We start from the raw sequence: 25,170 nt of genomic DNA, 5'->3' as shown, positions 1-25,170 counted from the left end.
GAGTCGCTAATCATGACTACAAAAACGAACACAGACACATTAAAAAACGGAAATGCTAACGGAGAAAATGGCATTCCGAAGTATAGTTCCAAGGACTTTTCTTCGGATCAGGATGTACGGTGGTGCCCCGGTTGCGGTGATTACACCATCCTGAAGCAGGTCCAAAATGTGATGCCGGATATCGGAGTCCTCAAAAAAGACATCGTGTTCATTTCCGGGATCGGCTGTGCGGCCCGCTTCCCCTACTATATGGATACCTTTGGCATGCATTCGATTCACGGTCGTGCCCCGGCCATTGCCACGGGACTCAAAGTATCCCGACCGGAACTCAGCGTCTGGATCATAACGGGTGATGGGGATTCCCTTTCCATTGGGGCCAACCATTTTGTGCAGCTTCTGCGCCGTAATGTGGACGTAAACCTCTTGCTTTTCAACAATCAGATCTATGGGTTGACCAAAGGCCAATATTCCCCAACCGCGCCCGAAGGTACGATCTCTAAATCTACTCCATTTGGTTCCATCGACCACCCCTTCAATCCCCTTCAGCTGAGTATGGGAGCCGATGGCACTTTTATAGCCCGGGCCATGGACCGTGATCCCAAGCATCTCCAAAAAATGCTGCTGCGTGCCAGCGAACACAAGGGAACCTCCATGCTGGAGATCCTCCAAAACTGTATCGTTTTCAATGACGGAGCCTTTGAGTTATTCACGGATAAGAAATCCCGCCCCCGTGAGACCATTTACCTGGAGCATGGCGAGCCGCTGATCTTCGGAACAGACCATGAAAAAGGCCTTCGCCTGGATGGGCTGACCCCCGAAGTGGTTGAACTGAGTAGTGAGTTTTCCAAAGATGATCTGTGGGTCCATGATGAAAAAGACAAGACCAAAGCCGATCTGCTTACCCGATTCTTTGAGCACCCACACAACGGTGAGCACCTGAAATTCCCGAGACCCTTTGGGGTGCTGTATGACGTGGACCGCCCTACTTACGATGAGGGAGTCACCATACAAAACGCCGAAGCGCTCAAGCGATCCAAACCCGATCTGGATGCTTTACTTCAGGGACCGGAAACCTGGGAGGTAAGCTAAACAGCGGCACCTTCTATAGTTCCTTGCAACTAATGCTTAAGGTGTTATCTTTTGTGTAAATAAGAGGGGTGTTATCCGGCGACTTTATCCGCCTAATGAGACGGATAACATCCCAATATCACCGAATGATGTATGTGAGTGGCGATTCGTGGATCTTATCCACCGCGTCCTAACAAAACCCTTGTTCGGGTAATATTATGTTATACAACCAAAAGTAATCAAGCTCTATCAAATATATTAGGTGTCGGCATTCGGTCATCGGCAATGGCCACCATGTGAAACTCACCTTCAATGGCCTCTGTCCTTACGCTAGAATACATGTCTTCAATGACGATGCTCACCTTCACCTTGAGACTTCTTTTTCCAACCTCAACTACTTTTCAAATTAATTCTACCAGTTTCCCGGAGGGGGTAATCTTCTGTAAAATTAAAGCGTTACGTGGCTACAGTCACCATTTTTTAACGACTAAAGCGGGTGGCTGTTATAAAAGCTTTTTCATCCATCCAAAAAAGGGCAGTGCCTCCAAACAGGGAATCATATTGATTCTTCGTGTTTGGAAATACCGCTTTAACCATCCGATTTTCGGAGGCTTTTATTCTTTCTTCTATGTTCATATTACTGATTCTCTACCAAACACCTATTCACAACTCGGGCAGATCTTGCGAAGCATCGGATCGGTGGGACACGAATCCGCATCGGCACTTAGTGCTTCATCCACGGCTTCATCCCCGAACTTTTGGCGGGCTTCTGCTACGAGCTCATCCTGAGATTTTTCTTCATTCTGAGCCGTTGCTCCTCCAAAGCCTTTTCGGGATGCAGACGAGGTTTTGACTTTCTGCTCCTGCTCTGAACTTTCTTTTTTGGGCGCTGATGAACCGCCACTAAAACCGGCCCGTTTTCCACGCTTGTTCACCTTAGAAGTGTACTTCTCACCTTTGATCACTTTGTCGATAAAGCAGTAGTAGGTAGATTTGAGCTTCTTTTTCCAAGCATAGAGGTAGATCTCCGGCATGTCATTCCGAAGCTGCTCATCAATGTAGATCGATTTGGAAACAGCCTGATCAATAGACTCCTGGAAGGCTGCTGCAATATCTATCTGTCGTTTAGGATGAATTTCATATGCCGTCTTATACACACTCTTGTTGATCACCCCATTCAGTTCTTCAATATGTTGTACCGAACCATTGTGCTGCTTGATCAGGCTCGCCATATCATCACTCCAAAGCCCCTTCTCCTCCAGCTCTTCAATCAGTTGACTATTGATGACTATATGTTTCCCGGAAAGCGTATCCCGTGAATACAAATTGCTGAAGTAGCTGTCGATAGAAGACGTGGTGCCCGAAATAATGGAGATGGTCGCTGTTGGGGCAATAGCCAGCAGCACCGCATTTCTGCGAGGCTTATAGTTGTAGCCTTCTCTGTCCCTGGCGGCTTCATCATAATGAGCAAAAGCACCCCGTTCTTCCGCCAGTTTTTCGGACTGAGCATAGCATACTTCGCGCATGAAATTCCCGATCTTCCGGGCTTTGATCACCGCTTCTTCTGAATCATAAGAGATCTTCAAATCGACCAATGCTTCGGCAAATCCCATCACTCCAATACCCAGCGGACGCAGATCCATAGTGTTCTTTCGGGCTTCCTCAGAGGGATAAAAGTTCTTGTCGAGAATGTTATCCAGCCCCAACACCATGGTCTCCAGCGTGTCCTTGATCTTTTCCCAATTAAAGTCGCTGCCGTCATCTTTCACATGTTTCGAAAGGTTCAGCGAAGCCAGTGTACACACCGCAGTGGAATCCGGTCGGTTTGGGATGGAAATTTCCGTACAAAGATTCGAGCTGTTGATCACACTGTACTGTGGGCATGGGTTTTTGCGGTTGTGCTCGTCTTTAAAGATCAGCCACGGGTGACCGGTTTTCGCCAGCTTGAACAAGTATTTTCTAAAGAAAGTCTCCCCTTCCAGTTTCTTAAAATGACTTAACTCGCCGTTTTCAGCCTCCTCAATGCGTTGGCAATATTTTTTGGCAAAGTCGTCACCAATGGCATCTACAAGCTCAGGACACTCCCCCGGATCGAACAAATACACCGGCTCTTTATTTTCGATGCGTCGCATCAATTCGTCTGGCATCCAGAGTTTGGTATTGAGCGACGGTGTTCTAAAATAGGCATTTCCGGTTGTTTCACGCAGATCCAGAAAGGCTTCAATGTCGAGATGCCAGGGTTGAATGGAAATCACCTGCGAACTGCGACGCCGACCTCCCTGCTGGATAGAGTTAATGAGCGTATCATACATCTTGATAAACGGAATTACCCCAGAAGACTTTGCATTTAGGGATTTAATGAGTGAACCGGTTGCCCGGACACGCGTCACATCCGTTCCCACTCCACCGGCATGTTTAGCTAAAAATGCCGTCTCACGAGCCTTTGCCATAATGGATTCCAGGGAATCATCCACCACACTGACATAGCAGGAAGAATACTGAGACATCGGCGTTGCTGAGTTAAACAAGGTTGGGGTTGAGTGCAGGTATTCCAGTTTAGAAAGCTTGTTATACACCTTCACCACCTGCTCGTTGGTATTTCCGATGCCCATCGCTACCCGCATAAAAAACCACTGAGGTTTTTCGATGGTATCTTGTTCCCGATCTTTCATCAGGTAGCGGTCGCGCAGGGTTGTCAGGCCGAAATATCCGAACAATTCATCCCGATCATAATCCATCACTGATTTTAAGAGCTCAAGGTCAAATTCCAGCACCTCTTCAATCACCAGACCCTGAGCAATAGCATGATCCAGATATTCCCGAAAACCACCCAACTTTCGATCAATCTTTTTGTTGATCTGCTTCATTAGCTGCCGGGTTGCCAGTCGATCGTATCGTGGATGCTGTGGTATTAGCTGCTCGATGGCTTTTAACAGTAACTGGTCAATTTCTTCTGTTTTAACCTCTTCCGGTATCTTCAGGTCCAGCTCTTTCATGATCCGGAAAACGATCTCGTAGTCATCCTCCACATCCAGCCCAACCAGGATCTCAAAAATTGCATTAATAATCTTCTGGGTTTCAAATTTCTCTTTGGAACCATCTCTTTTTATAACTGTACGTTGCATAGTGATTTTCTTTTGTGATGATATATGATCTACTGTTTGTGTTTTGCCCTTAGATAGCATTGACCCTCACCTTGATCCTCTCCCAGGAGAGGAAACTCCTTCACGATTTTTGAATATGTAGATCTGATTATTTCTAATGTCTCAATTCAATAATTCAGTTCAACTCTTACTAAGGAGCTTCCCCGCTCGGGCGGGGATAAAGGGGTGGGTAAATGTCGCCACGACTCCTTGCCCTTAATAATTCGTGTATTCCGTAGAAGACACTTCAAAAAAGTTAATGAGCTTCTTCACATCCTCTTTCTGAAGGAATCGCAGCGGGTTTTCGGTAATGTTGAATTCAGCGCTGAATCCAAGTTCTTCCAGCCTGCGATCGGTGATATATTTTAGGTAGCGCTCCAGCTCTCCGTAGGAAATACCAAGGATTGTGCGATCGCCAAATTTGTGCTTTACATATTCAATCTCCAGCGCTGTTCCTTCCAAGATTACATCGCGGATGTCCTGTACGTACTGTGCATCCTCGGTGATCTCCGGGTTTTCATCCAGCATAATCAGGATGGATTCGATCCCATTTTGCAGGTGCAACGATTCATCGATCAGTACCAGCTCTACACCAGACACTACATTTTTCATTTTACCCATATCCTTCAACGCAAAGAAATGCGCAAACGTGGAATAGAAGAAAATACCCTCCATCACGATGTTGTTCAGCAAAATGGCCCGTAGAATATCTTTCTTTCCCTGTAGTGTTTCGGGATCAATTTTCCCGTAGCTGATCTTGTCGATCTCTTCTACGATCAGGTTCTGTTTCTTTTTCAGGATGGGATCATCAAAAGCTACCCGATACATTTTCTCACGATCCATATTGAAGGTCTGAAGTACGATCTCGAAAAAGTCGCTGTGAATATTTTCCATAAACAGCTGTGTACTGAAACTCATTTTGGCATGAGGGTCACTCAGCATGGGGAAAAAGGAATTCACCAAAACATTTTGCACCAGTAATTCAGATGAGCAAAAGTATCCTACCGCGGTGTCGAACAGATCTTTTTCTTCAGCCGTCAGTGATTCATAATCCAAAGCATCTTGCTGAATATTCAGCTCTTCGGGGAACCAAATGGCTTTTTTCTGTTTCTCATACAATTCTCTGAAAATGGGATAAGATGGGGTCTCACTCAGCTCGATGTTATCCCGCACCGAGGTTTTAGCTATTAATTTCTTCATGGTTGTCCTGTATTAAATCTCAATTCATGAGGACGGGAAAAGCAGGTAAAAGAATACAGATATACTACATGAGTACATAAACTGAAGTCTTTCACTCTGATTCTAATCCCGGAATCTCGTTTACTGGAATTAAGGCAGGTCTCCTGACTCACCGGCTATTTCTGTTCATCCTTCCCGCCTCTTTTTGAGCTGAGACAGTGGCAAATTGAACCGAATATTCCGATTAACAGTTGCGGGTACAGTTCCGGATTTTCACCGGATTCCCTTTTCATCTTTACCAAACGCAGTTGGATCCGACACCATTAATTCGCTTTTAATATGCCTGAAGAAAAACGGTTTGTCAATGATTAGTTCTCCACAAACAACCTTAGTTATCAACAATAGCAGGTTGTATAACAACGGTTTCAACGCGGACTTGGCCGTCGTCTGCCCTTTCAAAATTCATTGGTCAGAAAATAAATTCCAGTTTTAATTACATTACCAGCCAAAAAGGCCAAGCCGGTTAAACCGCAGACCGTTAGTAGGCTTTAAATTCTGAATCATGAAATCGACATCTTTTATTTTTCTTGTACTTCTATTATCGATGTCACTTTTTGTGAATTCATTCGCTCAAGAATGGGAACCTCCATTTGAATTTGAGGCTGATTATCTATCAACCAATCTTCCTGATGACAAGATTTTTAATAGTTTTGATAGTGCATTAGTAATTTTGAAGGTTCAATTTCATGAAGTCGAAAATCGAATTAATTGGTTTGATATATTGAGAGTTGATCTGTATCAGAATGATTCTGTCGCTTATAATTTTTTTAACACAGATATAAATCCAGATTGGACTTCGAATGCCAAAAAAACAAATATTGAAGTGTATCCAGATAGTATCACTCTCTCACTTGTTCAGTATTTAGAGAAAATAAAAGCCGTCGAATTTGAACCAACAAAATATGCCGAAGAATACAGGTTGGTGCCTGTTTCAGTTCCTGTTCGTTTAAAACCTCAAAGGAAACCAGCCTACTAACAAGCGCATTAACTGGGACGCGGACCGGATTTCGGTTTACAGAGTTGCTTGTTTTGAAATTTTAACCATTAATTAACTAATAATCTCCGCGCCCGTTATGCGCTGGGTCGTTAGTGTGCCTCATTAAACATTTATCCCGCGATTGCTTTCGAGGTTCTTTTTGTTCAAATTATTGTATCTAATTTAATTAATTCATTATGGAAGACACGCTGATTAAAGAATTATCGCGACTCAATAAAAACGAAAAAATCATTTTGGTAGAAGCTTTGTGGGATTCTATAGCTTCTGATCCCGAACAGATTGATATTCCTGAACATCATAAAAGCATTTTGGAAGAACGGCTGCAAACTCTTGATGAAGATACGGCTAATGGGAAGTCGTGGGATGAAATCCGAAAAAAATATTTATAGACATCGTGCCCAAAACGCTAATTCTTACTCCACAGGCTGAAAAAGATTTTGATGATGCTCACGATTGGTACGAAACCCAAGACCCGGGATTGGGGAAAGAGTTTGCTCGTTGTGTGGATGTAAAGATTACTTCAGTCCTTCGTACCCCTCATCAGCACCAAGTCATTTACAAAAATGTAGTCCGAAGAGCTGTAGTTAACCGGTTTCCTTTTTCTATTTACTTTGTTGAACAACAAGATGCGATTTCGGTTTTCGCAATTTTGCATCAACATCGGAATCCAGAATCTTGGAAATCACGCTTATAATCTACCGGCACACTAACAAGCGCATCAACTGGGGACGCGGACGTGCCGTTGGTTTCCGGAGTTGCTTGTTTTAAATTATTAGCCGTTTATTAACCCACAACCTCCGCGCCCGTTATGCGCTGGGTCGTTAGTGGGCTTGCAAATATGAATGATGCTAAAGAAGAACTCGGGAGAAAATTAGTCCATTTCTTCGAAGATTTGGGTTTGGATCCTCTTTATTCAATTACTGTACTAGTGATTATTGTTACTCTAAGTTATTACAAAGACTTTCAAAGAAAGGAAGAGTTACCATTCTGGCATCGAGGTATTATGTATTCTACTTTTTTTGGAGCAATCGTTCTTGTTTTCTTCAGTTTGTTGCAAATTTTCGGTGCTTTTTAAACAAGCGTCAGCCCACTAACAAGCGCATCAACTGGGACGCGGACGGAGCTTCGGTTTCCAGAATTGCTTGTTTTAACTTATTAGTCGTTTATTAATTAAAAATCTCCGCGCCCGTTATGCGCTGGGTCGTTATACGCCTAACAAACTTACGGAGGGTACATGGAGAGTACAAAACAAATTCTGGAGCTATTAAAAATCTATAAACTTTTAAACCTTAAAAAACCTGAACAGTCATGGCCCAATGAGATTATTAGAACTGTTTTATTTTTAAACCGAAATATTTTTGAGATCACTTGCTCGGTTAAAGCAATGAGAGAGAGTTGTAATATTCCACAAAATAATTTCTCGTCCCGATTCAAAGGATACATCGGAAAAGTCCCGAGTTTATATATTGTACATCACCGAATTGAAGCCGCTAAATTAATACTTCAGAAGAGTGACAGTTTAAATGTAACAATTGGTGATATTAGCTGGTTTGTAGGTTATGAAAAACCTGCTTCTTTCACTACTATATTTACCAATAGGGAAGGGCTTTCACCCATGGCATGGAAAAAATTGAAGAAATAATTGAAGAAAATATTGAAAAATATATGGATTGTTTTGATTTGATTTAACCTGTGCAGGTTCTTAATTAAATATTAATCAAAATCGATACTCTTATGAAAAAGCGTAATATACCCTTCCTTATTCTGAGTGGATTCATGCTCTTTGCAACACCAACAGTAAATGCAGCAATTTATCAATGTGATAATGGAGATTGCGTAACAACAATAAATGATGGAGATGGATTTGATGGATTTACTTGGTCAATATCCTGTTCCGATGGTTCTTGGGATTATGGAGAAGTAGCGGGAGCCTCTTACGGGGGAAGCTGTCCAATGATTTCTCAATAAACATTCTATCCATGACAACACAAGTAAATAAAACAGCCAATATGAGAGTTCATATTGGCTGTTTATTCTTAATTGCATTTACATTTATACATTGCTCTCAACAGAAGCCTAAGCACGTCTATGAAATTCCAGATCATGATTCCTTTGAATATATAAGCATAGATAGTTGGTCTGGAATCCGGAATGATACAACACTTGTAGAATTATGGTACGATTCAAAAAAAGATGATGGGGTAATTCTGTCTATGGTTACAGATATTATGGAAACCTCAAATGGAACTTATTGGGTAACTGATGTAACCACCGGAAAATTATTAGAATTTGATATCAGTGGTGGTTTCATAAGAGAGTTATTCAGAAAAGGAAGAGGCCCGTCGGAGGTAATTCGGCCAGTCTCTCTTGGCAAAACTTTGAACAAGAATGAAGAAACAATTTACATCATTGATACAGATCAACAGATGATCTTGGTATCCGATTTAAATGGCAATGAAAAATCAAGATATCATCTTAAGGATTTACCCAACTCTTTTGGAGGTAATAAATTAACAGTTTTAAACGAAAATGAATTTCTTTGGCCAACCTATCGTCAGGATTTTGTACTGTCCAAGCGAGATAGCTTAGGAAATGTGACTGAGAATTTAATACAGAGAATAGTTCCTTCAGGATATCAACCAAGTATGCATAATAATATTGCTTATGACATGACAGATGGTGAGGCGGGATTAATCTTATTATATGCATATCAAGGAATCCCAATGATTATGGCAAAAATCGGTGATGACAAAATAATGATAAACTTGGAACCAGATTCAGATTTAGAATCATTAAATACATCATTAGAATTGCTTCCCTTAAATGAACCTGTTACTGTTTCAGTTTTAATACGGGAAGTTTTTTTTAGTAAAAATACGATTTGGGTGGCATATAAAACTAACCTGTATGAAATTCCCTTGGACATGAACTCTGAAATTATAATTCATACATTTGTAGATAATAAAGGTGAGCAAGTGGTGTATCAGCCTCTTTTTAATACTGGCTCAAACATTTTTTTAGTTAATTTTAATAGTGCACGGATTTATAAAGCCCTTCTCCCGGATCTTATGAATTAGCTTTTGCCTTAATCCAACTCGGCGTATAACCAGCAAATCAACGCGGACACCGCCTTGCTTATTTCAAAATATCGGGTAGATTTAAAGCGTCATACAAACGGCGACGCTCCGAATCCCGGTGCCGGTTATTTGCAAGACCGTTATTGTGCAAAAAATGAATTCTGAACAAGACATAACATTTGAGATTTCTGACCAAGGAAACTTCGTTCGCCTTCAACCAATTGAGTTAATCAATCACGACTCCGATTTAGATTGGGATAAAAACTGGATCAAAACAAAGGTCATCCTTAATGCTGGGAATTTCACGGGTCATTATGACAGTGAATTTATGACCACCGATTTTGAAAAATTTAAACAAGAGTTATTTCAACTCTATAACAATTTAAAAGGAACCGCACATTTCAAGGACTTAGAGGGTTATTTAAATCTAAAAGTCATTGGAGATGGTTTAGGGCATTTTGAAGTAAAAATTGAAGCTTGCGATTCCCAAGGGATAAATAGTAGTCATTTAATCTTTTCACTAACATTTGATCAGACTCTAATTAAAGATCTAGTTCATCAGTTACAGATTATTACCAGTAATTATCCAATTGAAGGCGACTTTAAAATTCAGAATAAATCCCTGAAGTTTGCACAATAACAAGCGCATCAACTGGGGACGCGGACGTGCCGTTGGTTTCCGGTGTTGCTTGTTTTGAAAATTTAGTCGTTTATTAACCCATAATCTCCGCGCCCGTTATGCGCAGGGTCGTTAGGCAGCGGGGTACTTCTGTATAATTATAGTTATATAGCTTATTTTTATATATTGGAACTTCTTATCTTTTTTTCTCGTTCATTTAATGTTGAATGATTAATTTTAATTAAAAAAGAAAAATAATGGTACAAAAAGCATTACTGGTTACACTCGAAGCTAAACCGGGAAAAGAACAACAAGTTAAAGAATTTTTAAAAGATGCGCTGCCCATTGTTCAAAATGAACCGGATACGGTTACCTGGTTTGCCATTCGTCTCGGAGATTCTACCTTTGGAATATTCGATACTTTTGAAGATGAAGATGGACGACAGGCACATTTGAATGGGGATGTGGCCGCAGCGCTAATGGAAAAAGCTGATGAACTTTTTTCTGAAGAGCCGTCTATTACTCAAGTAGATGTTTTAGCAAGCAAATAGCAGAGACTCTGCAAGGCTCTCCGCGCTGTTTTAAACAAATAAGAGGGGATAGCTCTCTTACTCGTCAGCCTTCAAAAACAGCATGCAGACGAGGATTACTCTTCGTCAGACGACTGTTTTTGTCGTCTGACGAATATAAAAGGGCAGTTTTCTTCCTCGTCAGCCCACAAAAGCAGTATAAAGCCGAGCGGCGGTTAAAATATTTTTTCTACCTTTTCTATATCAAGCATTTGTTGGCTGCGGTTTCTAAACTGCTGCTCGTTGCTAATGTTGAAGGTGTCAATACCAAGCTCTTTTTTCGGTAAGGTGCCATTGCGCAAGCCTGCATAATCGCGATAGGATGAGAATTTCCAGTCCTCAATATTTTCAACCAGTTTAGCTTTTAGTGGATTTTGATGAATATAATGGAAACACGTTTCAGCATAATTACGATCTTCTTCACTTAAACTTTTAGCTTTAGTCTTAGGTGTAAATAATGAGCCGGATCGGTTTTCCTGCTTGTTAATGGCTTTGGCGTAGGAACTTAACATAATTGCAAGTTTTTGAACGAGCGGCCCACAATGTCCATTTTCCGCTTGAAGCGATGACGTTTCTATTTCCACTAATAGAAGGCGACCCTATCACATGGAAAAATATATTAAACGGTATACCTCTTTGGACAGTTGCTGGCCTTATTTGGGGTTATTTCGTAAAATGGTTTGCACGAAAAAAAGGCAAAAAACAAACAACAAATTCAGCCTAAACTTCAAAAACATGCGCCATAACGTTAGGCATCCTACATAATATGTCATGCTATTTATCACTCAGGGATTAAGGTAGATTAATAAATCCATTTGAATGCCATTAAATATTTGATACTTTCCTCCTGACGTATTTTCAAAAAATTGATTCCAATATGAGCAAAGAACAAGACCTGTCCAGTCCAGACGTTCGTAAACAAGATCGGGCTGCTTCTGGGGCACCCAAATCGGGTTGGGCGGTTAGTGACCGGTTTTCCTGGGAAGAAATACATCAGCGGGTTCTTGCTTCCGCGGATGAGGAGATTGCCAGTGAATCCCGGGAGTTATTCTTCAGCGGAATTACAGCGGGTTTCGCCATTATATTAACCCTGATCGGGTATGCTGTAGGCAGCGCCTATTTTCCTGACAACGCTTTTTTAGCGGCTCTTCTGTACCCCATCGGATTTATGTATATCATAATGGGCCGTTATCAGTTATATACAGAAAACACGTTGCCCCCCGTCAAGTTGGTTTTAACCAGACTGGCAAGCCTGCCGCTGCTTCTACGGTTGTGGGTAATTGTATTGGTAGCTAACGTCATTGGGGCCGCTATAGGAAGCCTGATTCTTGCCAACACTCACGTGCTCTCACAAGATGCATTAAATATGGCACTCGGTTTTGTTAGCCATGGGGTTGAATTAGGCTGGTGGGATATCTTTTTTCGTGCGCTGTTCGCAGGCTGGCTGGTGGCCGGTGTGGTCTGGTTAAGTACAGCGGCCCGGGACACGATTTCCCGCCTGCTTATCATCTATTTTGTATTTTATATGATTGCCGTATGTGATCTTTTCCATGTAGTTACTGCTGCCTCCGAAGTCTTACTGGTTGTTTTTCATGGCGGTTTATCCTACAGCCTGTTACAACTTTTCGCAACATTCTGGCTGCCTGTCTTAATAGGAAATACGGTGGGAGGTGTTATGGCCTTCTCATTTATGGCTTATGCTCAAAGCGATCAAAAACGATATCCAGAGGTTCGGGTGTTAACTATGCGAGAAGTATTGTTCAGTATGAAAGGTGGCCGTCCATTTGATACCCCAAGGCCGCGTCCCGAATGGACTGAAAAGCAACAACAGAATGATGGACCGGCTGCCTAACCAGCCCGTCAACGCGGACGTGCCTCGCCGTCGGTTGCAAGATTTTAATTCATCAAATTCTGTAGTACATTTTTAAATAAATTGGTGCCCGCCAGCACACCGGTTACGCGCAGGGTCGTTATACCCACTTCCGGAAATTTGCCCTGAGTCTGGATCAATAGAGTAAGGCTCCTTTGGTTGAGAAGGTTATCGAATAGATCGATCAAACCATCATTGAACTTGCTGATCCGGACAAATCTTCTCGCTTGAATGAGAGACGTGTAACCGTTCCCTCTTTGCTGGTTATTTCATATTCTGCTTTCAACTGTTTTACAAGTACATCAATGATTGTGAATCCCAAAGAGTGGTCTTTTATTTGCTCAAAATCTTCGAGCAGCCCTATGCCGTCATCTTTAACTTCAAGGCTTATAATATTATTGGCCATGGTAACATTGATGGTGATAGTACCTTTCCTGTCTGCCGGGAATGCATGTTTAACAGAGTTGGTAATCAATTCATTTAATATCAGTGCGCAGGGTATGGCCTGATTTACATTGATCAGAAATGGCTCACATGAAATTGAAAGCCTAATTCCTTTTTTGGGTTTGAGGGTATTTCTGATAAGCTCATTCAGGTTGTGGACATACAAGTTAAAATCGATCTTTGAAAGATTTTCGGACTGATAGAGAATCTCGTGAATCATAGCAATGGTTTTGATCCTCATTTGACAAGTAATCAACAGGTCCGAAAAAGCCTCATTTTGCGTAGTAAAATTCTGCAACTGCATCAGACCCGAAATAATAGCCAGGTTATTTTTAACCCGGTGGTGAACTTCCTGAAGCAAGACCTGTTTTTCCCGGACCGATTGTTCCAGTCGTTGCTCATAAGCCTTTCGGTCGTTGATATCCTGATATATCCCGGTAATCCGCAACGGAGACTCATTATCATCGATTTCCACTACTTTAGCCCTGCATTGTATCCAGTACCAGGAACCGTCTTTTCTTTTCAAGCGAAATTCAGCCTCAAAATGAGATAGATTTCCTATAATATGGTTTTTGAGTCGATCTTTAACAGGCTTCAGATCCTCGGGGTGGATGAGTTTATTCCACTTTTCAGCATTTTGACTTAATTCGGCAGGAAGATACCCCAAAGCATCTGACATCAACCCTTCGTCAAAAACAACCCGGTTATCCTGCGGATAGTAATCCCAGAATCCGATGTTGCCACCCTCCATGGCAAGTTGCAGGCGTTCTTCCCTAACCCGCAGGGAATCCTGAATGGATTGGTAGTTGGTAATATTGTGGCAGATCGCTGAGTAGTACTCGGTTTCATTATTACTGTTTTTGTGGGCATTTATGACCACAGAAACAGGGATCGGAGTGCCATCGGAACGCTGCAAATTGAACTCTCCGCTCCATGAACCAAACCTGGAAACAAACGGGAAGATTTCATCCTGCAGGAGACGGTAGGTACTATCAGGAACATAACAGGAGACTCTGGTTTCGGTAACATCCAGTTGTTCAAACCCTAACATGGATTGCCCGACCCCATTGACGAACATTACATTTCCGTCGGCTTTTGCAATCCCTATAAAATCGGGAGTGGATTCCAGTATCTCTACAAATAGTTGCTGACTGTCTTCAAGTTCCTTTTGTCCGGTAAAGTTTTCGACTATTGAGATAAAATAAAGAGGATTCCCTTGTTGGTCATCTATAAGTGTGGTGTACCAACGTGTGTGTTTGACCGAACCATCCTTCGCAATAATCCGGAAATAATAACATGTGCTCTTCATCTTTCCTTCCAGGAGAGAGTCGATTGACTTCAGAGCCAGTTGCAGGTCTTCTTCATCAATGGTATTAAAGGCCAGTTCAGTAGCGGCATTATTTTGGAGTTCCTCCAACCGGTATCCGAACCATTCTGTTATTTTGTCAGTAGTACTTATTACTTTGAGGTTCTTATCCAGGATGACCACTCCCAGATTCGACTGGGAGATGCATTGTTCAAGGGTATCAATCAGTTTTTGATTTTCGTAAGTGTTTTCCTCCATTATTTTTATTCTAAATTGACCTGTATGGGTTAACATTTTAGGGGAAGAGGGAGGAACTATTTTAAAGGTTGAAAATTAGAATAGAATCAGCCCTCACGCCCCCATAATTATATTATGTAAAGTTTCAATAATAATTGTGCCAATTCCCATAAGTCTCCCAATTCATTCTATTCTTTCAATTCTTTCAATATTCTCTATATTACTATTTGAAAACTAATTTAATGGGTATAGCTATGATTGCTATTATTTCACTTCTGGTTGTTATTTCTCTTTCTATACTCGTTACCCGTATAGCTGCCATGGCATTAATTCATACAGGACTCTCAAAAGATGCTGCTCGATTTCAGGCTCGCTCAGCCTTTACAGGAACGGGGTTCACTACAACCGAATCAGAGAACGTGGTTAACCATCCGGTCCGCCGTAACATTTTGATGATATTAATTTTTCTTGGAAGCGCTGGTGTTATTTCTACGATCTCATCTCTCATTCTTAGTTTTATATCTCTTGAACGAATAGGATATGTTTCCGTTGAAATTTTAGTCTTGGGGTTGGGGCTTATTCTGCTATTACTTTTAGTGCAAAGTAAATGGATTGACCGCAAACTATCGTATCTCATTAACCTTGCCCTTAATCGTTATACAACCTTAGACGTCAGAGACTATTATAGTCTCCTTCATCTTTCAGACAATTATCGGGTTTCAGAAATAAAGGTGGAACAACAAGATTGGCTGGCTGACAAAACCTTAAATGATTTACAATTACATGATGAAGGCATATTGGTATTGGGAATAAAGCGAAGCAATGGTGAATATATCGGAGCACCACGAGGAGAGACAAAAATTTATAACGATGATACCGTAACACTGTATGGACGGGCTGCACTTCTTGAATCATTGGATAATCGGCAGAAAGGTCAGAGTGGAGATAAAAAACATGCTGAGGCAGTCTTAGAACAAGAAAGAATGTGGGCTTCACAATAAAACAAGCTGTGGGTATAACAAGGCAAATCAAGCGGACGCGTTTGCGTTTAGTTGCTTACATTCAAGTATTTAGCCGTGCCGCTTATTTGCCAGGCCGTTATGCCTTCACAAAACAATTTCGTTGCATGGATACCGTTAATCCATTAAATTAAAGAATGATCAAATCATTCGGAGACAAAGCAACGTCAGATCTGTTTCATGGAAAATCGAGCAATAAAGTTCGAAAGTTACCTACTCAAATCCTTGATTCAGCTATTTACAAATTAGATATACTGAATGCGGCCACTTCTTTGGATGATTTACGGTCACCTCCAGGTAACCGATTAGAAGCACTGCGTGGAGATTATAAAGGATATCACAGTATTCGAATTAATGCCCAATGGAGAATTATTTTTCGTTGGCAAGATTCCAGTGCATGTGATGTAGCCATTGTTGATTATCATTAGAAAAAGGTGAAACCCATGATTCCACAAAACAGAATAACTACACATCCCGGGACGATTTTACTGAAAGAATACCTTGAACCGATGAAATTAACGCAGAAGGAATTAGCTGACCATCTGGATATTCCCATTCAACGAATTAATGAAATCGTAAGGGGTAAAAGAGGAATTTCCTCTGATACTGCTTGGCTGCTATCGAAAGCGTTAAATACCTCTCCTGAATTTTGGTTAAATCTACAGGCTATGCATGATTTATCCTCACATCGACCAAGCAAAGAAATTGCTCCACTTAAGGCTGTTCAGGCATAAGCGCATCAACTGGTACGCGGACGTGCCTTTGGTCTCCAATATTGCTTGTTTTGAGATTTTAGCCGTTAATTAACTCATAATCTCCGCACCCGTTAAACGCCACACCGTTAGCTGTACTAATTACTAAACAAATACAGAAGGTGTTTATATGAAAAAATTACTTTATATCTCCGTTATTGCTTCGTTCATCTTCCTTTCCTGCAATAGTAGCGTGGATTCACTTGATGATGAAAACCTCAGCATTACAACAAAAGAATCGGCCGTAATTCTTGCGAACAATTCGGATGAGATTATCCATTACATCCTACTTGAATATCAAACATCAACACTGGTTGATTTAGATCCTAATGCTGAATGGCCTACTATTGAAGGAAATTCAAAAGTCTCTATTCCATATAGTAAGATAATGGGTTATCAAGAATCATCAGCTGAAGCATTTATTATGTGGGGAATAGAAAAACGAAGTTCAGGAAATTCACTAAAATTCAAGCTTTAGCTGCAAAGCTAACAAGGCGTTAAAGCGGAAGCGGACGGGTGCGTTGGAAACTTGTTTACCAGGAATTAATTTCGCTACTTCAAATAATTCATAATCACTGTGCCGTTGTGTGATAAAATTATTCCTAATCTTACATCTATGAAAAAACACTGGCCATTAGTAGGTGCCCTCTTTTCACTATTCTTGTTTTTGATAGCAGCAAACTTATATCCAGGTGGTACAATGGCCTCCTCAAATACTGTTGGATACGATTGGGCTAACAACACCATTTCAGCATTATTTCAACCCAATGCATTGAATGGGGATACTAATCCGGCGAGATATTTTGCCATCACTGCCATGTTTGTTTATTGCTTAAGCCTGACATTTATATTTCGCAGAATTTCAAAAAATTCAACTTCAAAAGTCCATCAAAAAATAATTCAAATTGCTGGAATTGGGTTTGCGGTATATGCTTTTTTAATTGTTACTCCTATGCATAATCTGATGGTTAGTATTGCACTTGTGTTCTTTATAGTTACGGTTGTCAGCATGTTGCATAATTTATATCTGCAAAAAAATAATCAGCTGTTGGTATTGGGCCTGGCGTGTATTTCAATACCACTAATAAATGCAACATTATATTATGGGGATTTCATCTATGAGATTCTTCCTGCAGTTCAAAAGATTGGTGCGGTTGCTTGTGCAGTTTGGTTTATTCTTGTTTACTACTACGATCAAAGAACAATCGCTATTCAAACTGTACACAAAGCAAGTGCATCAACTGGAACGCGGACGTAGCTTCTCCTCATCACGGGGCAGAGCCGCCGAAATCGTTTTTTGATCCTGAATAATCCTGAAAATCCCGGTTCAAAACCTTTAGCATATAAAAACAGCGACCATTCGCACGATCTGCTTCATCCGCGTTCTATTCCTTTGCCATCTTCAACCTGTTCGTCCATCACAGGTCGGTTATTCGGTGATTCGCAGATCATTATCATGATGAATAGAACTACGATTGACCGATGGACCGATAGACCGAACTGCGATTCCTTATAGTGAAGAGAAAAGATCTTCTCCTCGTCACGGTGCTCTGCTCCGGAACGCGGGTAAACCAGTAAACGTCCTATATCCATCACTTTAAGCGGATATTCCTCGCCGCTTAGACACCAGACCGTTAGGTGTATGTATGCGTCCTATTCTTTTTATATTTTGAAATTACATTTTATCCCCAACTTACATATACCTCTATTATGCAAACATACAGCAAATCCTTTGAGGTAACGTGGGCAGATATGGATCCCAATCGTCATATGCGTCATTCCGTGTACAACGACTATGCCGCCCAAACTCGGGTCGGATTGTTCTCCGATTTCGACCTTTCCCTGACCGAGATCAGTCGCTTGGGTTTCGGCCCCATACTGTTTCGGGAAGAGACCAATTTTCTAAGGGAAATACATTTACTTGAAACCATCACAGTAACCTGTGCATTGAGATCCATGCGACGCGATGGCTCCCGCTGGAGTTTTCTGCATGAGATCCTTAAAGAAGGCGAAGAAGGTATCAAAGCGGCTCAGTTGGTTGTTGATGGCGCCTGGCTAAATCTGGAGACCCGAAAACTGGGTGTGGTTCCGAAGGTAGGTGAGGTTATGGACAGGTTCCCGAGAACTTCAGACTTTGAATGGATGTCCGATAAATGAGGCGGCTAAGAAGAAAGTTGTCATCGTCACGGAACAGAGCCACCGGCACGAGGGGAAATAGTAATTCGAGGTAAACAAAATTCGGATTCAATACCTATTTCATTACTATCAGTGATCATCTGCACGATCCGCCTCATCCGTGTTCTATTCCCATGCTTTTATCAACCTGTTTGTCCATCCCAGATCATGATGAAGAGATTTTCGATAGACCGATGGACCGATAGACCGAACTGCGATTCCTTATAGTGAAGAGAAAAGATCTTGTCCTCGTCACGGTGCTCTGCTCCGTGATGCCCCATGGAGGCTCCGCCTCACCCTGCAAGTAGTCTTGTAAATGACTCAACCGGAACGTAAAGAGTGGTGGTTCGGGAAATAAATGCCCTACGTAGCCCTAATTTATTATAGTTGGAGGCGGAGCCTCCTGCAGGCATTCCGGGGCAGAGTCGCCGGAACGAGGGATATACTTTAGCATATAAAAACAGCGACCATCCGCACGATCCGCTTCATCCGTGTTCTATTCCTTTGCCATCTTCAACCTATTCGTCACTCGCAGATCGGTTATTCGGTGATTCGCAGACCATTATCATGATGAATAGAACTACGATTGACCGATGGACCGATAGACCGAACTGCGATTCCTTATAGTGAAGAGAAAAGATCTTTGATAAAAAAATGGCCGGTGTTCAGTCCGGCCATTCTTTAATGAGGTCTCGTATGTTTTGGGTTATAGGCAACCCAAATTCTTTTTAGCGTAATCCGTTTGGCAGTCCCTTGCAGATACGGCTTACCGCATCATGGCTGTGCAGGCTTTCCATATGCACGCAACGTACCACAAAATCACGGATACTGTTATAGCTGTCTAATTCATCATAGAGCAACCGGGCGGCATCTTCCACAAATTTCTGATACGCTCCATTCATTTCCGCAAAAGCCTGTTCATCCTCACGTTTTACCATCACTTGCGTCTCGGTCTTCAGGGCATTGCGGCAGATCTGAACCAGGTCCTCCACAAAGAATTCATCCTTGAGCGCCACGGTGATATTAGCCACACTCCGCTGACTGTGTGGAATACTGGCGACTCCTCTTGTCTCACGCGCATGTTCTGCCAGCTCATAGCTGCATGGGCAGGCACTGCTGTACTCAAAATCGAGGTGCATGTATTTCTGAAACTGCCCGTAGTTATCCAGTCTTCCTTCCAACTGTACATTATAATACTGATAGCCTTTCATATCTGAACGCAGGCTGTCCATCAATAGCGGGTAATTGAATGTGATCCGAAGAAATGATTCCTGACTATCAAGGTCTTCCTTGTAGGCTTTCAGAACCTCTTCCAGTCGATCGAGGTGAAAGACCTTATCCTGAAACTTGTAGAAGGTCCGCATGATGCGACTCATGTTGATCCCTTTCTTATCCATTTCAAGGCTCACATAGCCATCTACGGAAGCCTCAAGCGTTACTGGCTCCCCTTCTCTCCTTCTGAACTTCAGGGGCAGCTTGAAGTTCGAGATCCCAACCTGCTGTATCGGTACATTTGCTCCCTCGATGAGTGAGGCCGGACCATTCTGTAGATCCGGTAAAGATTCTTTGTACTCAGGAGTCACCGTAAAGGTCGGATCATATATGCGTTGTACGTCATTTGAAATCATAGTTCTTCTCTTACTTACTGCTAATTGTATAATGAATAGTCTGTTAGATTCCCAGATAAGGACAATATTCGGCCACGTTTCGTTCGGTCTCGTATAATTTGACCTTGTAAAGCTTTCCCCCGTTGGTGCAGGCTGCTTCTACGTCAGCCTGGAGCTGATCAAAGAAAACACGTACCAAATTTTCTGAGGTTGGGATGATCCCCTTCAGAAATGGTACATCCATATTCAGGTTACGGTGGTCACAGGGGTCGAGGATCTTCTCCTTGATGATGGACTTTAAATTACCCAGGTCGATAACGTATCCCGTTTCAGGATCCGGTTCACCGGCTACCGTTACTTCTATCACATAATTGTGGCCATGCCAGTTTGGATAGTTACATTTACCGAAGGTATTTTGATTCCACTCCTTACTCTTATCAGGATTATGGAGTCGGTGTGCGGCATTAAAGTGTGCTCTTCGTGTTACAAATATCAAAATCAGACTATTTTTAAGTTTTCAGATGCTTCAACATTGAAAAATTAAAAACAGTTCTGCAAGTGGAAAGTTTTTTACAGTGAACAGTAAACAGTGATCAGTGTACAGGTGGTTATTAGTAGGCCGTTCTTTTCTTGTTTGCAAAGCGTACCAGGGATAGCATGACCGGCACTTCGATGAGAACGCCAACCACAGTTACTAAAGCCGCTCCGGATTGAAGTCCAAAAAGGGCGATCGCCACGGCAACCGCCAGTTCAAAGAAATTACTGGCTCCGATCATGGAACCGGGCGCGCAGACCTGATAAGGTAAACCGATTCGTTTGCCACCATACCATGCCAGTGCAAAAATGAAGTAGGTCTGAATGGTCAGCGGAATGGCGATCAGCAGAATATCCAGGGGTTGAGCCACAATACGTTCTCCCTGATAGGCAAAGAGCAATATCAGGGTGATCAATAGGGCTGAAATAGAAACGGGTTTAAATTTTGGAAGGAACTTTGACGTGTACCACTCCTGCCCTTTCCTCGCGATGGCTACTTTATGTGTCAGATATCCGGCCACCAGTGGGATCACTACAAAAACCACAATGGAGGCTGCCAGTGTATTCCACGGGATGGTGATGTCAGTGATGCCAAGCAGAAGTCCCACTATGGGAATGAACAAAATGAGAATAAGAAGATCGTTCACAGACACCTGAACCAGCGTGTAGTTCGGATCTCCATCCGACAAATAAGACCAAACAAACACCATGGCGGTACAGGGGGCAGCACCCAATAATATGGCTCCGGCTATGTACTGATCCGCCAGTTCGGGACTTACCCATGCCGAATAGATCTGATCAAAAAAGATCCAGGCAAAAAAGGCCATGGTAAATGGCTTGATCGCCCAGTTGATGATCACCGTCCAAACCACGCCTTTGGGTGACTTCCCGATCTCTTTGAGCGAGGCAAAATCTACCTGCAGCATCATGGGATAGATCATAAGCCAGATCAGGATCGCAACGGGAATGTTCACTTTGTAGATCTCCCAGTCACTGATCACCTGAATGGAATCACCGGCCAGATATCCCACACCAATTCCGATCCCAATACATAAAAGTACCCACACCGTTAAATATTTCTCAAAGAACGCGATCTGTTTTTCTGCCATGAATTAAGTGTATTATTTGGTTTAAATTAATATGGATTTAATTACTTATGAGCGGGGATCAACAAAAGCGGTTTTGACGTATGCCGAGCCACGCGCAGGCTGTTGCTGCCAATGAACACGTCTTCTGCATAGCCTTTACCCTGTGAACCCATCAGGATCATGGATGCATCTTTTTTATCCGCAAACTCGGTGATCTCGATCCAGATGTTACCGTGACGGGTTTCACTTTGAACCTCTCTGACACCGATCCGTTTCAGGTAGTCCACTCGCTCCTGAAGTTTATCCGGTTCACCCTCTTTGGGCATGGTCTGCACATTCAGCACGGTCACAGATGCATCCCGAAGTTCCTTCTGCTGAAAAGCCTGCATGGCCTGATCGGCCGCCTCAGAAAAATCGATGGGCAGCAGTATATGTCGCCTGACGTTCTTGCAAATAGAGACTTCCCCCTTACCCGGCTTATCAGATATTCGGAGCAGTAGCAATGGGACTTCTGCCCTGTGGATCACCTCTGAGGCCACACTGCCCAAAAGCATATCAGCAAGCAAGGTGTGGCCTTTATTACCGATCACCAGCAGGTCAGCACCGATCTTGCCCATAGAATCAAGGATCTCGGTTGGTGCATAGCTTCCATTTTCAACTTTCAGGACCCATTCAGCTTCGATACCACTTTTTTTCAGCCGTTCAGTATGATCAGTTAATTTTGACTCATAAACTTCACGATCAAACTTTTCTTTACCGTTGGGATAATCTTTGGTCACTACCGTTAACAGAGTAACTTTCTTAATTCCGATCTCTTTGAGATCTGCCATTCCACGAACCAGATCTTCACTGGAAAGTGACAGGTCGAGGGCGAGCAATGCGTGTGAGAATTTCATGTGGACCTCCTGATTACAAGTTGAGTTTAAGTACCGTAATTAAAATACGATCCTTGTTTTAAGAGAATATAAATACCGTTTGATTTATCTCCCGTATCAGCAACAATCTGCCATTTCTCTTGAGGAGTTGGTATTCATTGGTGTAACCTCATGTGTATTGGTCTCAATTCGAAATAAAATTTACTTTGGGTTGATACTCACGAGTTGTGTTTTGGTATATAAAAGGTTGAAGTTGTATTGCCCGAAGGATCTCTTAGCTTGAACCAGCGGGCCTATTAAACATTGAGATCCCTCGTGTTAAAAAGATCGATCCTAGCCACTTTTCGACCACTCGGGATGACAACTTCAGACACATTATCTCGAGTTCACAGTTGATATTTAATTCTTTGAACTCACTAAATTCATCATGTAAAACATTTCGGTAGCTATTTGCCGGCAACGCTCATCATAGACCTCTGCTTCCCGTTCGGTTCCGTCTGCTTCCTTGGGATCTACATAGGTGATCGGTTTTCGGAATTCGGCACCCGGTACAAACGGGCAGTTTTCATCGGCATCCGAACAGGTCATAATAGCGGTGAAGTTTTCATCAGGGTTGAAATCATCATCAAACTTCTTTGAGAAGCAGACCATGGGTTCCGATCCTTCACTGAATGAAACTTTATATCCGGGATTTTCACCACCGGGGTCCTCAACCTTAAATCCGGCTCGTTCCACAGCAGCTACAGCCCTTGGGTTGAAAGCCGTAGCTTCGGTTCCACCGGAGTAGGTTTCGATCTTATCAATGCTATAAAAGGCGGCAGCTGTTTGTGCCCAAATCTGCGACAGGTGACTTCGCCGGCTGTTATGCGTGCAGATGAAATTCAATTTGGCTACTTCATCGGCCGATAGTTTGGTCCTGATATAATTGGCCACTTCTTTCAGGTCCTTCTTTCGATCTTCTGAAATGGAACTGAAATCTGATACTAGCCTCGTTATATAATTTTCTAGTGTTGGGTACATATTCTTACTTATCGGTTCTCCTGTACCGTAGGGGCAATTCATGAATGGCCCCTACGGTACAGGGCTGTCAAATTGCTGGCTACAATTTTTTATCAACAACATCCTGAGCCCGGCTCACATGAAGCTGCCTCATCAGATGCTATCAGGGTAACTTGATTCTTCTCACCACCCGCTTTTTGTGCAAATACCGTAATGCTATAGATCCCGGTTCCTCCTGAATTGAACTCAGCTATTTCATCTTTACTCAAATACTGAGACAAAATATCTTCGGGGATCTCGATCGGTTTCTCTTTCTGGATCGTAATATTCTCAAATCCGGCTTCCTTGATATGTTCTAGGTAGGTGTCTTTCTGAATGGCTCCCGCTACGCAACCTGCATACATTTCTGCATCCTCACGCAAAGCCTCAGGAAGCTCTCCCTCCAGCACGATATCAGAAATACTGAAATGCCCCCCGGGCTTCAAAACTCTGAATATCTCTGAGATCACCTTGGGTTTGTCAGGTACCAGGTTCAATACGCAATTACTGACCACCACATCGGCGACTCCATCAGCAACCGGCATGTCTTCAATATCCCCATATCGAAATTCCACATTATTGAAACCCAGCTTATCGGCATTATCCCGGGCTTTTGCGATCATGGATTCCGTGAAATCAATACCCAGCACTTTACCTTCCGGTCCGGTTTCATGTCGGGCTACAAAACAATCGTTACCGGCTCCGGAACCCAGGTCAATGACATAATCCCCTTTTTTGATCTGAGCAAACTGCGTGGGCAGCCCGCATCCCAATCCAAGATCGGCATCTTTGTTATACCCCTCGAACTCACTGTAATCATCCGTCATGATGTTATATACCTTGGTCGAGTCTCCTCCTGCACCACAACAGCTGCGGGCGTTATAGTCTTTTCCCTGACGACTGATCTCGTCATATTTCTTTCGAACTGTTTCCTTGAGTTCTTCCGGAGATTTTATGTTGGTAGTCATAATATTAATGTTTGAGTCGTTATTGTTTAATTATTTCTACAGTGTCAACAGCAGTTTGGATTCTTGCTTCTCAGATCTGAGAAAAATTCATCCAAAATAGATCTGAATGCCGTAAGATTATCTTCATCCAGACAATAGCAGGTTCTGATCCCTTCTATCTCTCCTTTGATGATCCCTGCCGATTTCAAGGCTTTCAGATGTTGCGATACCGTTGATTGTGCCAGCGGAAGTTCTTCGGTGATATCACCACAGTAACAGGCATTTCGGCGAGCCAGGATCTCAAGGATCGCTATACGGGCCGGGTGTGACAATGCCTTTGCAAACTCTGCTGCTTTCACCTCTTTTTTGCTAAATAATTGTGCTTTTGTAATTGCCATAATCGTTTATCGTAATTATACGATAAAAGGTAAGTTGAATTCCGGTCATTCACAACAATTAGTTCATAAACCGAAAGGGCGTATTGCGATACGCCACTACGGTTCATTATTCATCATCTTAATCCGTTCAATCCAAAAATCTGCAATAAAAAAAGAGAACCCCGGTTC

General features: G+C 42.4%; 30 protein-coding genes and 1 riboswitch. Of the genes, 16 read left to right on the top strand and 14 right to left on the bottom strand.

Going from position 1 to position 25,170, the window contains the following annotated elements; all coding sequences use genetic code 11:
• Positions 1–12: 12 nt before the first annotated feature.
• Entirely contained in the window at positions 13–1,089 is a 1,077-nt protein-coding gene (locus C3B73_RS11020) for a 2-oxoacid:ferredoxin oxidoreductase subunit beta (protein ID WP_103665647.1), read from the top strand.
• A gap of 459 nt (positions 1,090–1,548) precedes the next feature.
• Here the strand turns inward: C3B73_RS11020 and C3B73_RS14030 are convergent, their stop codons facing one another.
• The 3 genes from C3B73_RS14030 to C3B73_RS11005 form a co-directional block, all read right to left on the bottom strand.
• The gene (locus C3B73_RS14030; RefSeq protein ID WP_198597342.1) at positions 1,549–1,704 is read right to left on the bottom strand and encodes a hypothetical protein; all 156 of its coding nucleotides are present in this window, start codon (positions 1,702–1,704) and stop codon (positions 1,549–1,551) included.
• Between the two features lie 23 nt (positions 1,705–1,727).
• Entirely contained in the window at positions 1,728–4,193 is a 2,466-nt protein-coding gene (locus tag C3B73_RS11010) for a ribonucleoside-diphosphate reductase subunit alpha (RefSeq protein ID WP_103665646.1), read from the bottom strand.
• Between the two features lie 234 nt (positions 4,194–4,427).
• A complete protein-coding gene (locus tag C3B73_RS11005; RefSeq protein ID WP_103665645.1) occupies positions 4,428–5,411 on the bottom strand; it encodes a ribonucleotide-diphosphate reductase subunit beta in 984 nt (327 codons plus the stop codon).
• Between the two features lie 116 nt (positions 5,412–5,527).
• Positions 5,528–5,730, bottom strand: a riboswitch (cobalamin riboswitch).
• Between the two features lie 222 nt (positions 5,731–5,952).
• Between C3B73_RS11005 and C3B73_RS11000 the strand changes: the two genes are divergently transcribed.
• The 8 genes from C3B73_RS11000 to C3B73_RS10960 all read left to right on the top strand — a co-directional run bounded on the left by C3B73_RS11000 (position 5,953) and on the right by C3B73_RS10960 (position 10,694).
• Positions 5,953–6,426, top strand: coding sequence for a hypothetical protein (locus C3B73_RS11000; protein ID WP_157939486.1), 474 nt, complete (start codon positions 5,953–5,955; stop codon positions 6,424–6,426).
• Between the two features lie 197 nt (positions 6,427–6,623).
• Positions 6,624–6,836: an addiction module protein gene (locus C3B73_RS10995; RefSeq protein ID WP_103665643.1), complete on the top strand. Its 213-nt coding sequence runs from the start codon at positions 6,624–6,626 to the stop codon at positions 6,834–6,836.
• A gap of 5 nt (positions 6,837–6,841) precedes the next feature.
• Positions 6,842–7,141, top strand: coding sequence for a type II toxin-antitoxin system RelE/ParE family toxin (locus C3B73_RS10990; RefSeq protein ID WP_157939485.1), 300 nt, complete (start codon positions 6,842–6,844; stop codon positions 7,139–7,141).
• 540 nt (positions 7,142–7,681) lie between these two features.
• Positions 7,682–8,089 carry a helix-turn-helix domain-containing protein gene (locus tag C3B73_RS10980; RefSeq protein WP_103665640.1) on the top strand — a complete coding sequence of 136 codons (408 nt, stop codon included), beginning with the start codon at positions 7,682–7,684 and terminating at the stop codon, positions 8,087–8,089.
• Positions 8,090–8,181: 92 nt separating this feature from the next.
• On the top strand, positions 8,182–8,415 hold the full coding sequence (locus C3B73_RS10975) for a hypothetical protein (RefSeq protein ID WP_103665639.1): 234 nt from the start codon (positions 8,182–8,184) through the stop codon (positions 8,413–8,415).
• A gap of 11 nt (positions 8,416–8,426) precedes the next feature.
• Positions 8,427–9,524, top strand: coding sequence for a 6-bladed beta-propeller (locus tag C3B73_RS10970; RefSeq protein ID WP_103665638.1), 1,098 nt, complete (start codon positions 8,427–8,429; stop codon positions 9,522–9,524).
• 154 nt (positions 9,525–9,678) lie between these two features.
• Complete coding sequence (locus C3B73_RS10965) at positions 9,679–10,164, top strand: WapI family immunity protein (protein WP_103665637.1); 486 nt, start codon at positions 9,679–9,681, stop codon at positions 10,162–10,164.
• Positions 10,165–10,400: 236 nt separating this feature from the next.
• The gene (locus C3B73_RS10960; protein ID WP_103665636.1) at positions 10,401–10,694 is read left to right on the top strand and encodes a putative quinol monooxygenase; all 294 of its coding nucleotides are present in this window, start codon (positions 10,401–10,403) and stop codon (positions 10,692–10,694) included.
• A gap of 194 nt (positions 10,695–10,888) precedes the next feature.
• Here the strand turns inward: C3B73_RS10960 and C3B73_RS10955 are convergent, their stop codons facing one another.
• The gene (locus tag C3B73_RS10955) at positions 10,889–11,296 is read right to left on the bottom strand and encodes a hypothetical protein (protein ID WP_157939484.1); all 408 of its coding nucleotides are present in this window, start codon (positions 11,294–11,296) and stop codon (positions 10,889–10,891) included.
• 293 nt (positions 11,297–11,589) lie between these two features.
• On the opposite strand from C3B73_RS10955, the gene C3B73_RS10945 reads away from it, so the two are divergent.
• Positions 11,590–12,564, top strand: coding sequence for a formate/nitrite transporter family protein (locus C3B73_RS10945; protein ID WP_103665633.1), 975 nt, complete (start codon positions 11,590–11,592; stop codon positions 12,562–12,564).
• A 202-nt stretch (positions 12,565–12,766) separates the two neighbouring features.
• On the opposite strand, the gene C3B73_RS10940 is transcribed toward C3B73_RS10945, so the two are convergent.
• Positions 12,767–14,590 carry a PAS domain-containing sensor histidine kinase gene (locus tag C3B73_RS10940; protein WP_198597341.1) on the bottom strand — a complete coding sequence of 608 codons (1,824 nt, stop codon included), beginning with the start codon at positions 14,588–14,590 and terminating at the stop codon, positions 12,767–12,769.
• Between the two features lie 233 nt (positions 14,591–14,823).
• Here C3B73_RS10940 and C3B73_RS10935 point away from each other — a divergent pair, with 233 nt between their 5' ends.
• From C3B73_RS10935 to C3B73_RS10915, 5 genes are all read left to right on the top strand, one after another.
• Positions 14,824–15,570, top strand: a complete 747-nt coding sequence (locus C3B73_RS10935) for a TrkA C-terminal domain-containing protein (protein ID WP_103665844.1) — start codon at positions 14,824–14,826, stop codon at positions 15,568–15,570.
• Between the two features lie 155 nt (positions 15,571–15,725).
• On the top strand, positions 15,726–16,016 hold the full coding sequence (locus C3B73_RS10930; RefSeq protein ID WP_103665631.1) for a type II toxin-antitoxin system RelE/ParE family toxin: 291 nt from the start codon (positions 15,726–15,728) through the stop codon (positions 16,014–16,016).
• Positions 16,017–16,031: 15 nt separating this feature from the next.
• The gene (locus C3B73_RS10925) at positions 16,032–16,322 is read left to right on the top strand and encodes a HigA family addiction module antitoxin (RefSeq protein ID WP_103665630.1); all 291 of its coding nucleotides are present in this window, start codon (positions 16,032–16,034) and stop codon (positions 16,320–16,322) included.
• Between the two features lie 148 nt (positions 16,323–16,470).
• Entirely contained in the window at positions 16,471–16,818 is a 348-nt protein-coding gene (locus tag C3B73_RS10920) for a hypothetical protein (protein WP_103665629.1), read from the top strand.
• A gap of 138 nt (positions 16,819–16,956) precedes the next feature.
• Entirely contained in the window at positions 16,957–17,598 is a 642-nt protein-coding gene (locus C3B73_RS10915) for a hypothetical protein (protein ID WP_103665628.1), read from the top strand.
• 116 nt (positions 17,599–17,714) lie between these two features.
• On the opposite strand, the gene C3B73_RS10910 is transcribed toward C3B73_RS10915, so the two are convergent.
• Positions 17,715–17,933, bottom strand: a complete 219-nt coding sequence (locus C3B73_RS10910) for a hypothetical protein (protein ID WP_103665627.1) — start codon at positions 17,931–17,933, stop codon at positions 17,715–17,717.
• Between the two features lie 117 nt (positions 17,934–18,050).
• Between C3B73_RS10910 and C3B73_RS10905 the strand changes: the two genes are divergently transcribed.
• Positions 18,051–18,497, top strand: a complete 447-nt coding sequence (locus C3B73_RS10905) for an acyl-CoA thioesterase (protein WP_103665626.1) — start codon at positions 18,051–18,053, stop codon at positions 18,495–18,497.
• A 161-nt stretch (positions 18,498–18,658) separates the two neighbouring features.
• Here C3B73_RS10905 and C3B73_RS13940 read toward each other — a convergent pair whose 3' ends face one another.
• From C3B73_RS13940 to C3B73_RS10870, 8 genes are all read right to left on the bottom strand, one after another.
• On the bottom strand, positions 18,659–18,796 hold the full coding sequence (locus tag C3B73_RS13940) for a hypothetical protein (protein ID WP_157939483.1): 138 nt from the start codon (positions 18,794–18,796) through the stop codon (positions 18,659–18,661).
• A 447-nt stretch (positions 18,797–19,243) separates the two neighbouring features.
• Positions 19,244–20,143 (bottom strand): GTP cyclohydrolase FolE2, encoded by a 900-nt coding sequence (gene folE2, locus C3B73_RS10900; RefSeq protein ID WP_103665625.1) that lies wholly within the window; start codon positions 20,141–20,143, stop codon positions 19,244–19,246.
• Positions 20,144–20,186: 43 nt separating this feature from the next.
• The gene (locus tag C3B73_RS10895) at positions 20,187–20,618 is read right to left on the bottom strand and encodes a 6-pyruvoyl trahydropterin synthase family protein (RefSeq protein WP_198597340.1); all 432 of its coding nucleotides are present in this window, start codon (positions 20,616–20,618) and stop codon (positions 20,187–20,189) included.
• 115 nt (positions 20,619–20,733) lie between these two features.
• Positions 20,734–21,765 carry an ACR3 family arsenite efflux transporter gene (gene arsB / locus C3B73_RS10890; RefSeq protein WP_103665623.1) on the bottom strand — a complete coding sequence of 344 codons (1,032 nt, stop codon included), beginning with the start codon at positions 21,763–21,765 and terminating at the stop codon, positions 20,734–20,736.
• 41 nt (positions 21,766–21,806) lie between these two features.
• Positions 21,807–22,640, bottom strand: a complete 834-nt coding sequence (locus C3B73_RS10885; protein WP_103665622.1) for a universal stress protein — start codon at positions 22,638–22,640, stop codon at positions 21,807–21,809.
• A gap of 378 nt (positions 22,641–23,018) precedes the next feature.
• Positions 23,019–23,639, bottom strand: a complete 621-nt coding sequence (locus tag C3B73_RS10880; RefSeq protein ID WP_103665621.1) for a low molecular weight phosphatase family protein — start codon at positions 23,637–23,639, stop codon at positions 23,019–23,021.
• Positions 23,640–23,731: 92 nt separating this feature from the next.
• A complete protein-coding gene (locus tag C3B73_RS10875) occupies positions 23,732–24,613 on the bottom strand; it encodes an arsenite methyltransferase (protein WP_103665843.1) in 882 nt (293 codons plus the stop codon).
• A 56-nt stretch (positions 24,614–24,669) separates the two neighbouring features.
• Entirely contained in the window at positions 24,670–25,002 is a 333-nt protein-coding gene (locus C3B73_RS10870; RefSeq protein WP_103665620.1) for an ArsR/SmtB family transcription factor, read from the bottom strand.
• Positions 25,003–25,170 lie beyond the last annotated feature (168 nt).

The sequence above is a fragment of the Gracilimonas amylolytica genome (assembly GCF_002911695.1).
In the GTDB taxonomy this organism is placed as follows: Bacteria; Bacteroidota; Rhodothermia; order Balneolales; family Balneolaceae; genus Gracilimonas; species Gracilimonas amylolytica.
Note: the sequence above shows the minus strand (reverse complement) of the source record. Positions and strands in the feature narration are given on the sequence as shown.

Excerpts from the sequence above, each read along its gene's own strand:
- C3B73_RS11020 (WP_103665647.1), top strand. The coding sequence starts at position 13 with ATGACTACAAAAACGAACACAGACACATTAAAAAACGGAAATGCTAAC.
- C3B73_RS14030 (WP_198597342.1), bottom strand. The coding sequence starts at position 1,704 with ATGAACATAGAAGAAAGAATAAAAGCCTCCGAAAATCGGATGGTTAAA.
- C3B73_RS11010 (WP_103665646.1), bottom strand. The coding sequence starts at position 4,193 with ATGCAACGTACAGTTATAAAAAGAGATGGTTCCAAAGAGAAATTTGAA.
- C3B73_RS11005 (WP_103665645.1), bottom strand. The coding sequence starts at position 5,411 with ATGAAGAAATTAATAGCTAAAACCTCGGTGCGGGATAACATCGAGCTG.
- C3B73_RS11000 (WP_157939486.1), top strand. The coding sequence starts at position 5,953 with ATGAAATCGACATCTTTTATTTTTCTTGTACTTCTATTATCGATGTCA.
- C3B73_RS10995 (WP_103665643.1), top strand. The coding sequence starts at position 6,624 with ATGGAAGACACGCTGATTAAAGAATTATCGCGACTCAATAAAAACGAA.
- C3B73_RS10980 (WP_103665640.1), top strand. The coding sequence starts at position 7,682 with ATGGAGAGTACAAAACAAATTCTGGAGCTATTAAAAATCTATAAACTT.
- C3B73_RS10975 (WP_103665639.1), top strand. The coding sequence starts at position 8,182 with ATGAAAAAGCGTAATATACCCTTCCTTATTCTGAGTGGATTCATGCTC.
- C3B73_RS10970 (WP_103665638.1), top strand. The coding sequence starts at position 8,427 with ATGACAACACAAGTAAATAAAACAGCCAATATGAGAGTTCATATTGGC.
- C3B73_RS10965 (WP_103665637.1), top strand. The coding sequence starts at position 9,679 with ATGAATTCTGAACAAGACATAACATTTGAGATTTCTGACCAAGGAAAC.
- C3B73_RS10960 (WP_103665636.1), top strand. The coding sequence starts at position 10,401 with ATGGTACAAAAAGCATTACTGGTTACACTCGAAGCTAAACCGGGAAAA.
- C3B73_RS10945 (WP_103665633.1), top strand. The coding sequence starts at position 11,590 with ATGAGCAAAGAACAAGACCTGTCCAGTCCAGACGTTCGTAAACAAGAT.
- C3B73_RS10940 (WP_198597341.1), bottom strand. The coding sequence starts at position 14,590 with ATGGAGGAAAACACTTACGAAAATCAAAAACTGATTGATACCCTTGAA.
- C3B73_RS10935 (WP_103665844.1), top strand. The coding sequence starts at position 14,824 with ATGATTGCTATTATTTCACTTCTGGTTGTTATTTCTCTTTCTATACTC.
- C3B73_RS10930 (WP_103665631.1), top strand. The coding sequence starts at position 15,726 with ATGATCAAATCATTCGGAGACAAAGCAACGTCAGATCTGTTTCATGGA.
- C3B73_RS10925 (WP_103665630.1), top strand. The coding sequence starts at position 16,032 with ATGATTCCACAAAACAGAATAACTACACATCCCGGGACGATTTTACTG.
- C3B73_RS10920 (WP_103665629.1), top strand. The coding sequence starts at position 16,471 with ATGAAAAAATTACTTTATATCTCCGTTATTGCTTCGTTCATCTTCCTT.
- C3B73_RS10915 (WP_103665628.1), top strand. The coding sequence starts at position 16,957 with ATGAAAAAACACTGGCCATTAGTAGGTGCCCTCTTTTCACTATTCTTG.
- C3B73_RS10910 (WP_103665627.1), bottom strand. The coding sequence starts at position 17,933 with ATGGATATAGGACGTTTACTGGTTTACCCGCGTTCCGGAGCAGAGCAC.
- C3B73_RS10905 (WP_103665626.1), top strand. The coding sequence starts at position 18,051 with ATGCAAACATACAGCAAATCCTTTGAGGTAACGTGGGCAGATATGGAT.
- C3B73_RS13940 (WP_157939483.1), bottom strand. The coding sequence starts at position 18,796 with ATGGGGCATCACGGAGCAGAGCACCGTGACGAGGACAAGATCTTTTCT.
- folE2 (WP_103665625.1), bottom strand. The coding sequence starts at position 20,143 with ATGATTTCAAATGACGTACAACGCATATATGATCCGACCTTTACGGTG.
- arsB (WP_103665623.1), bottom strand. The coding sequence starts at position 21,765 with ATGGCAGAAAAACAGATCGCGTTCTTTGAGAAATATTTAACGGTGTGG.
- C3B73_RS10885 (WP_103665622.1), bottom strand. The coding sequence starts at position 22,640 with ATGAAATTCTCACACGCATTGCTCGCCCTCGACCTGTCACTTTCCAGT.
- C3B73_RS10880 (WP_103665621.1), bottom strand. The coding sequence starts at position 23,639 with ATGTACCCAACACTAGAAAATTATATAACGAGGCTAGTATCAGATTTC.
- C3B73_RS10870 (WP_103665620.1), bottom strand. The coding sequence starts at position 25,002 with ATGGCAATTACAAAAGCACAATTATTTAGCAAAAAAGAGGTGAAAGCA.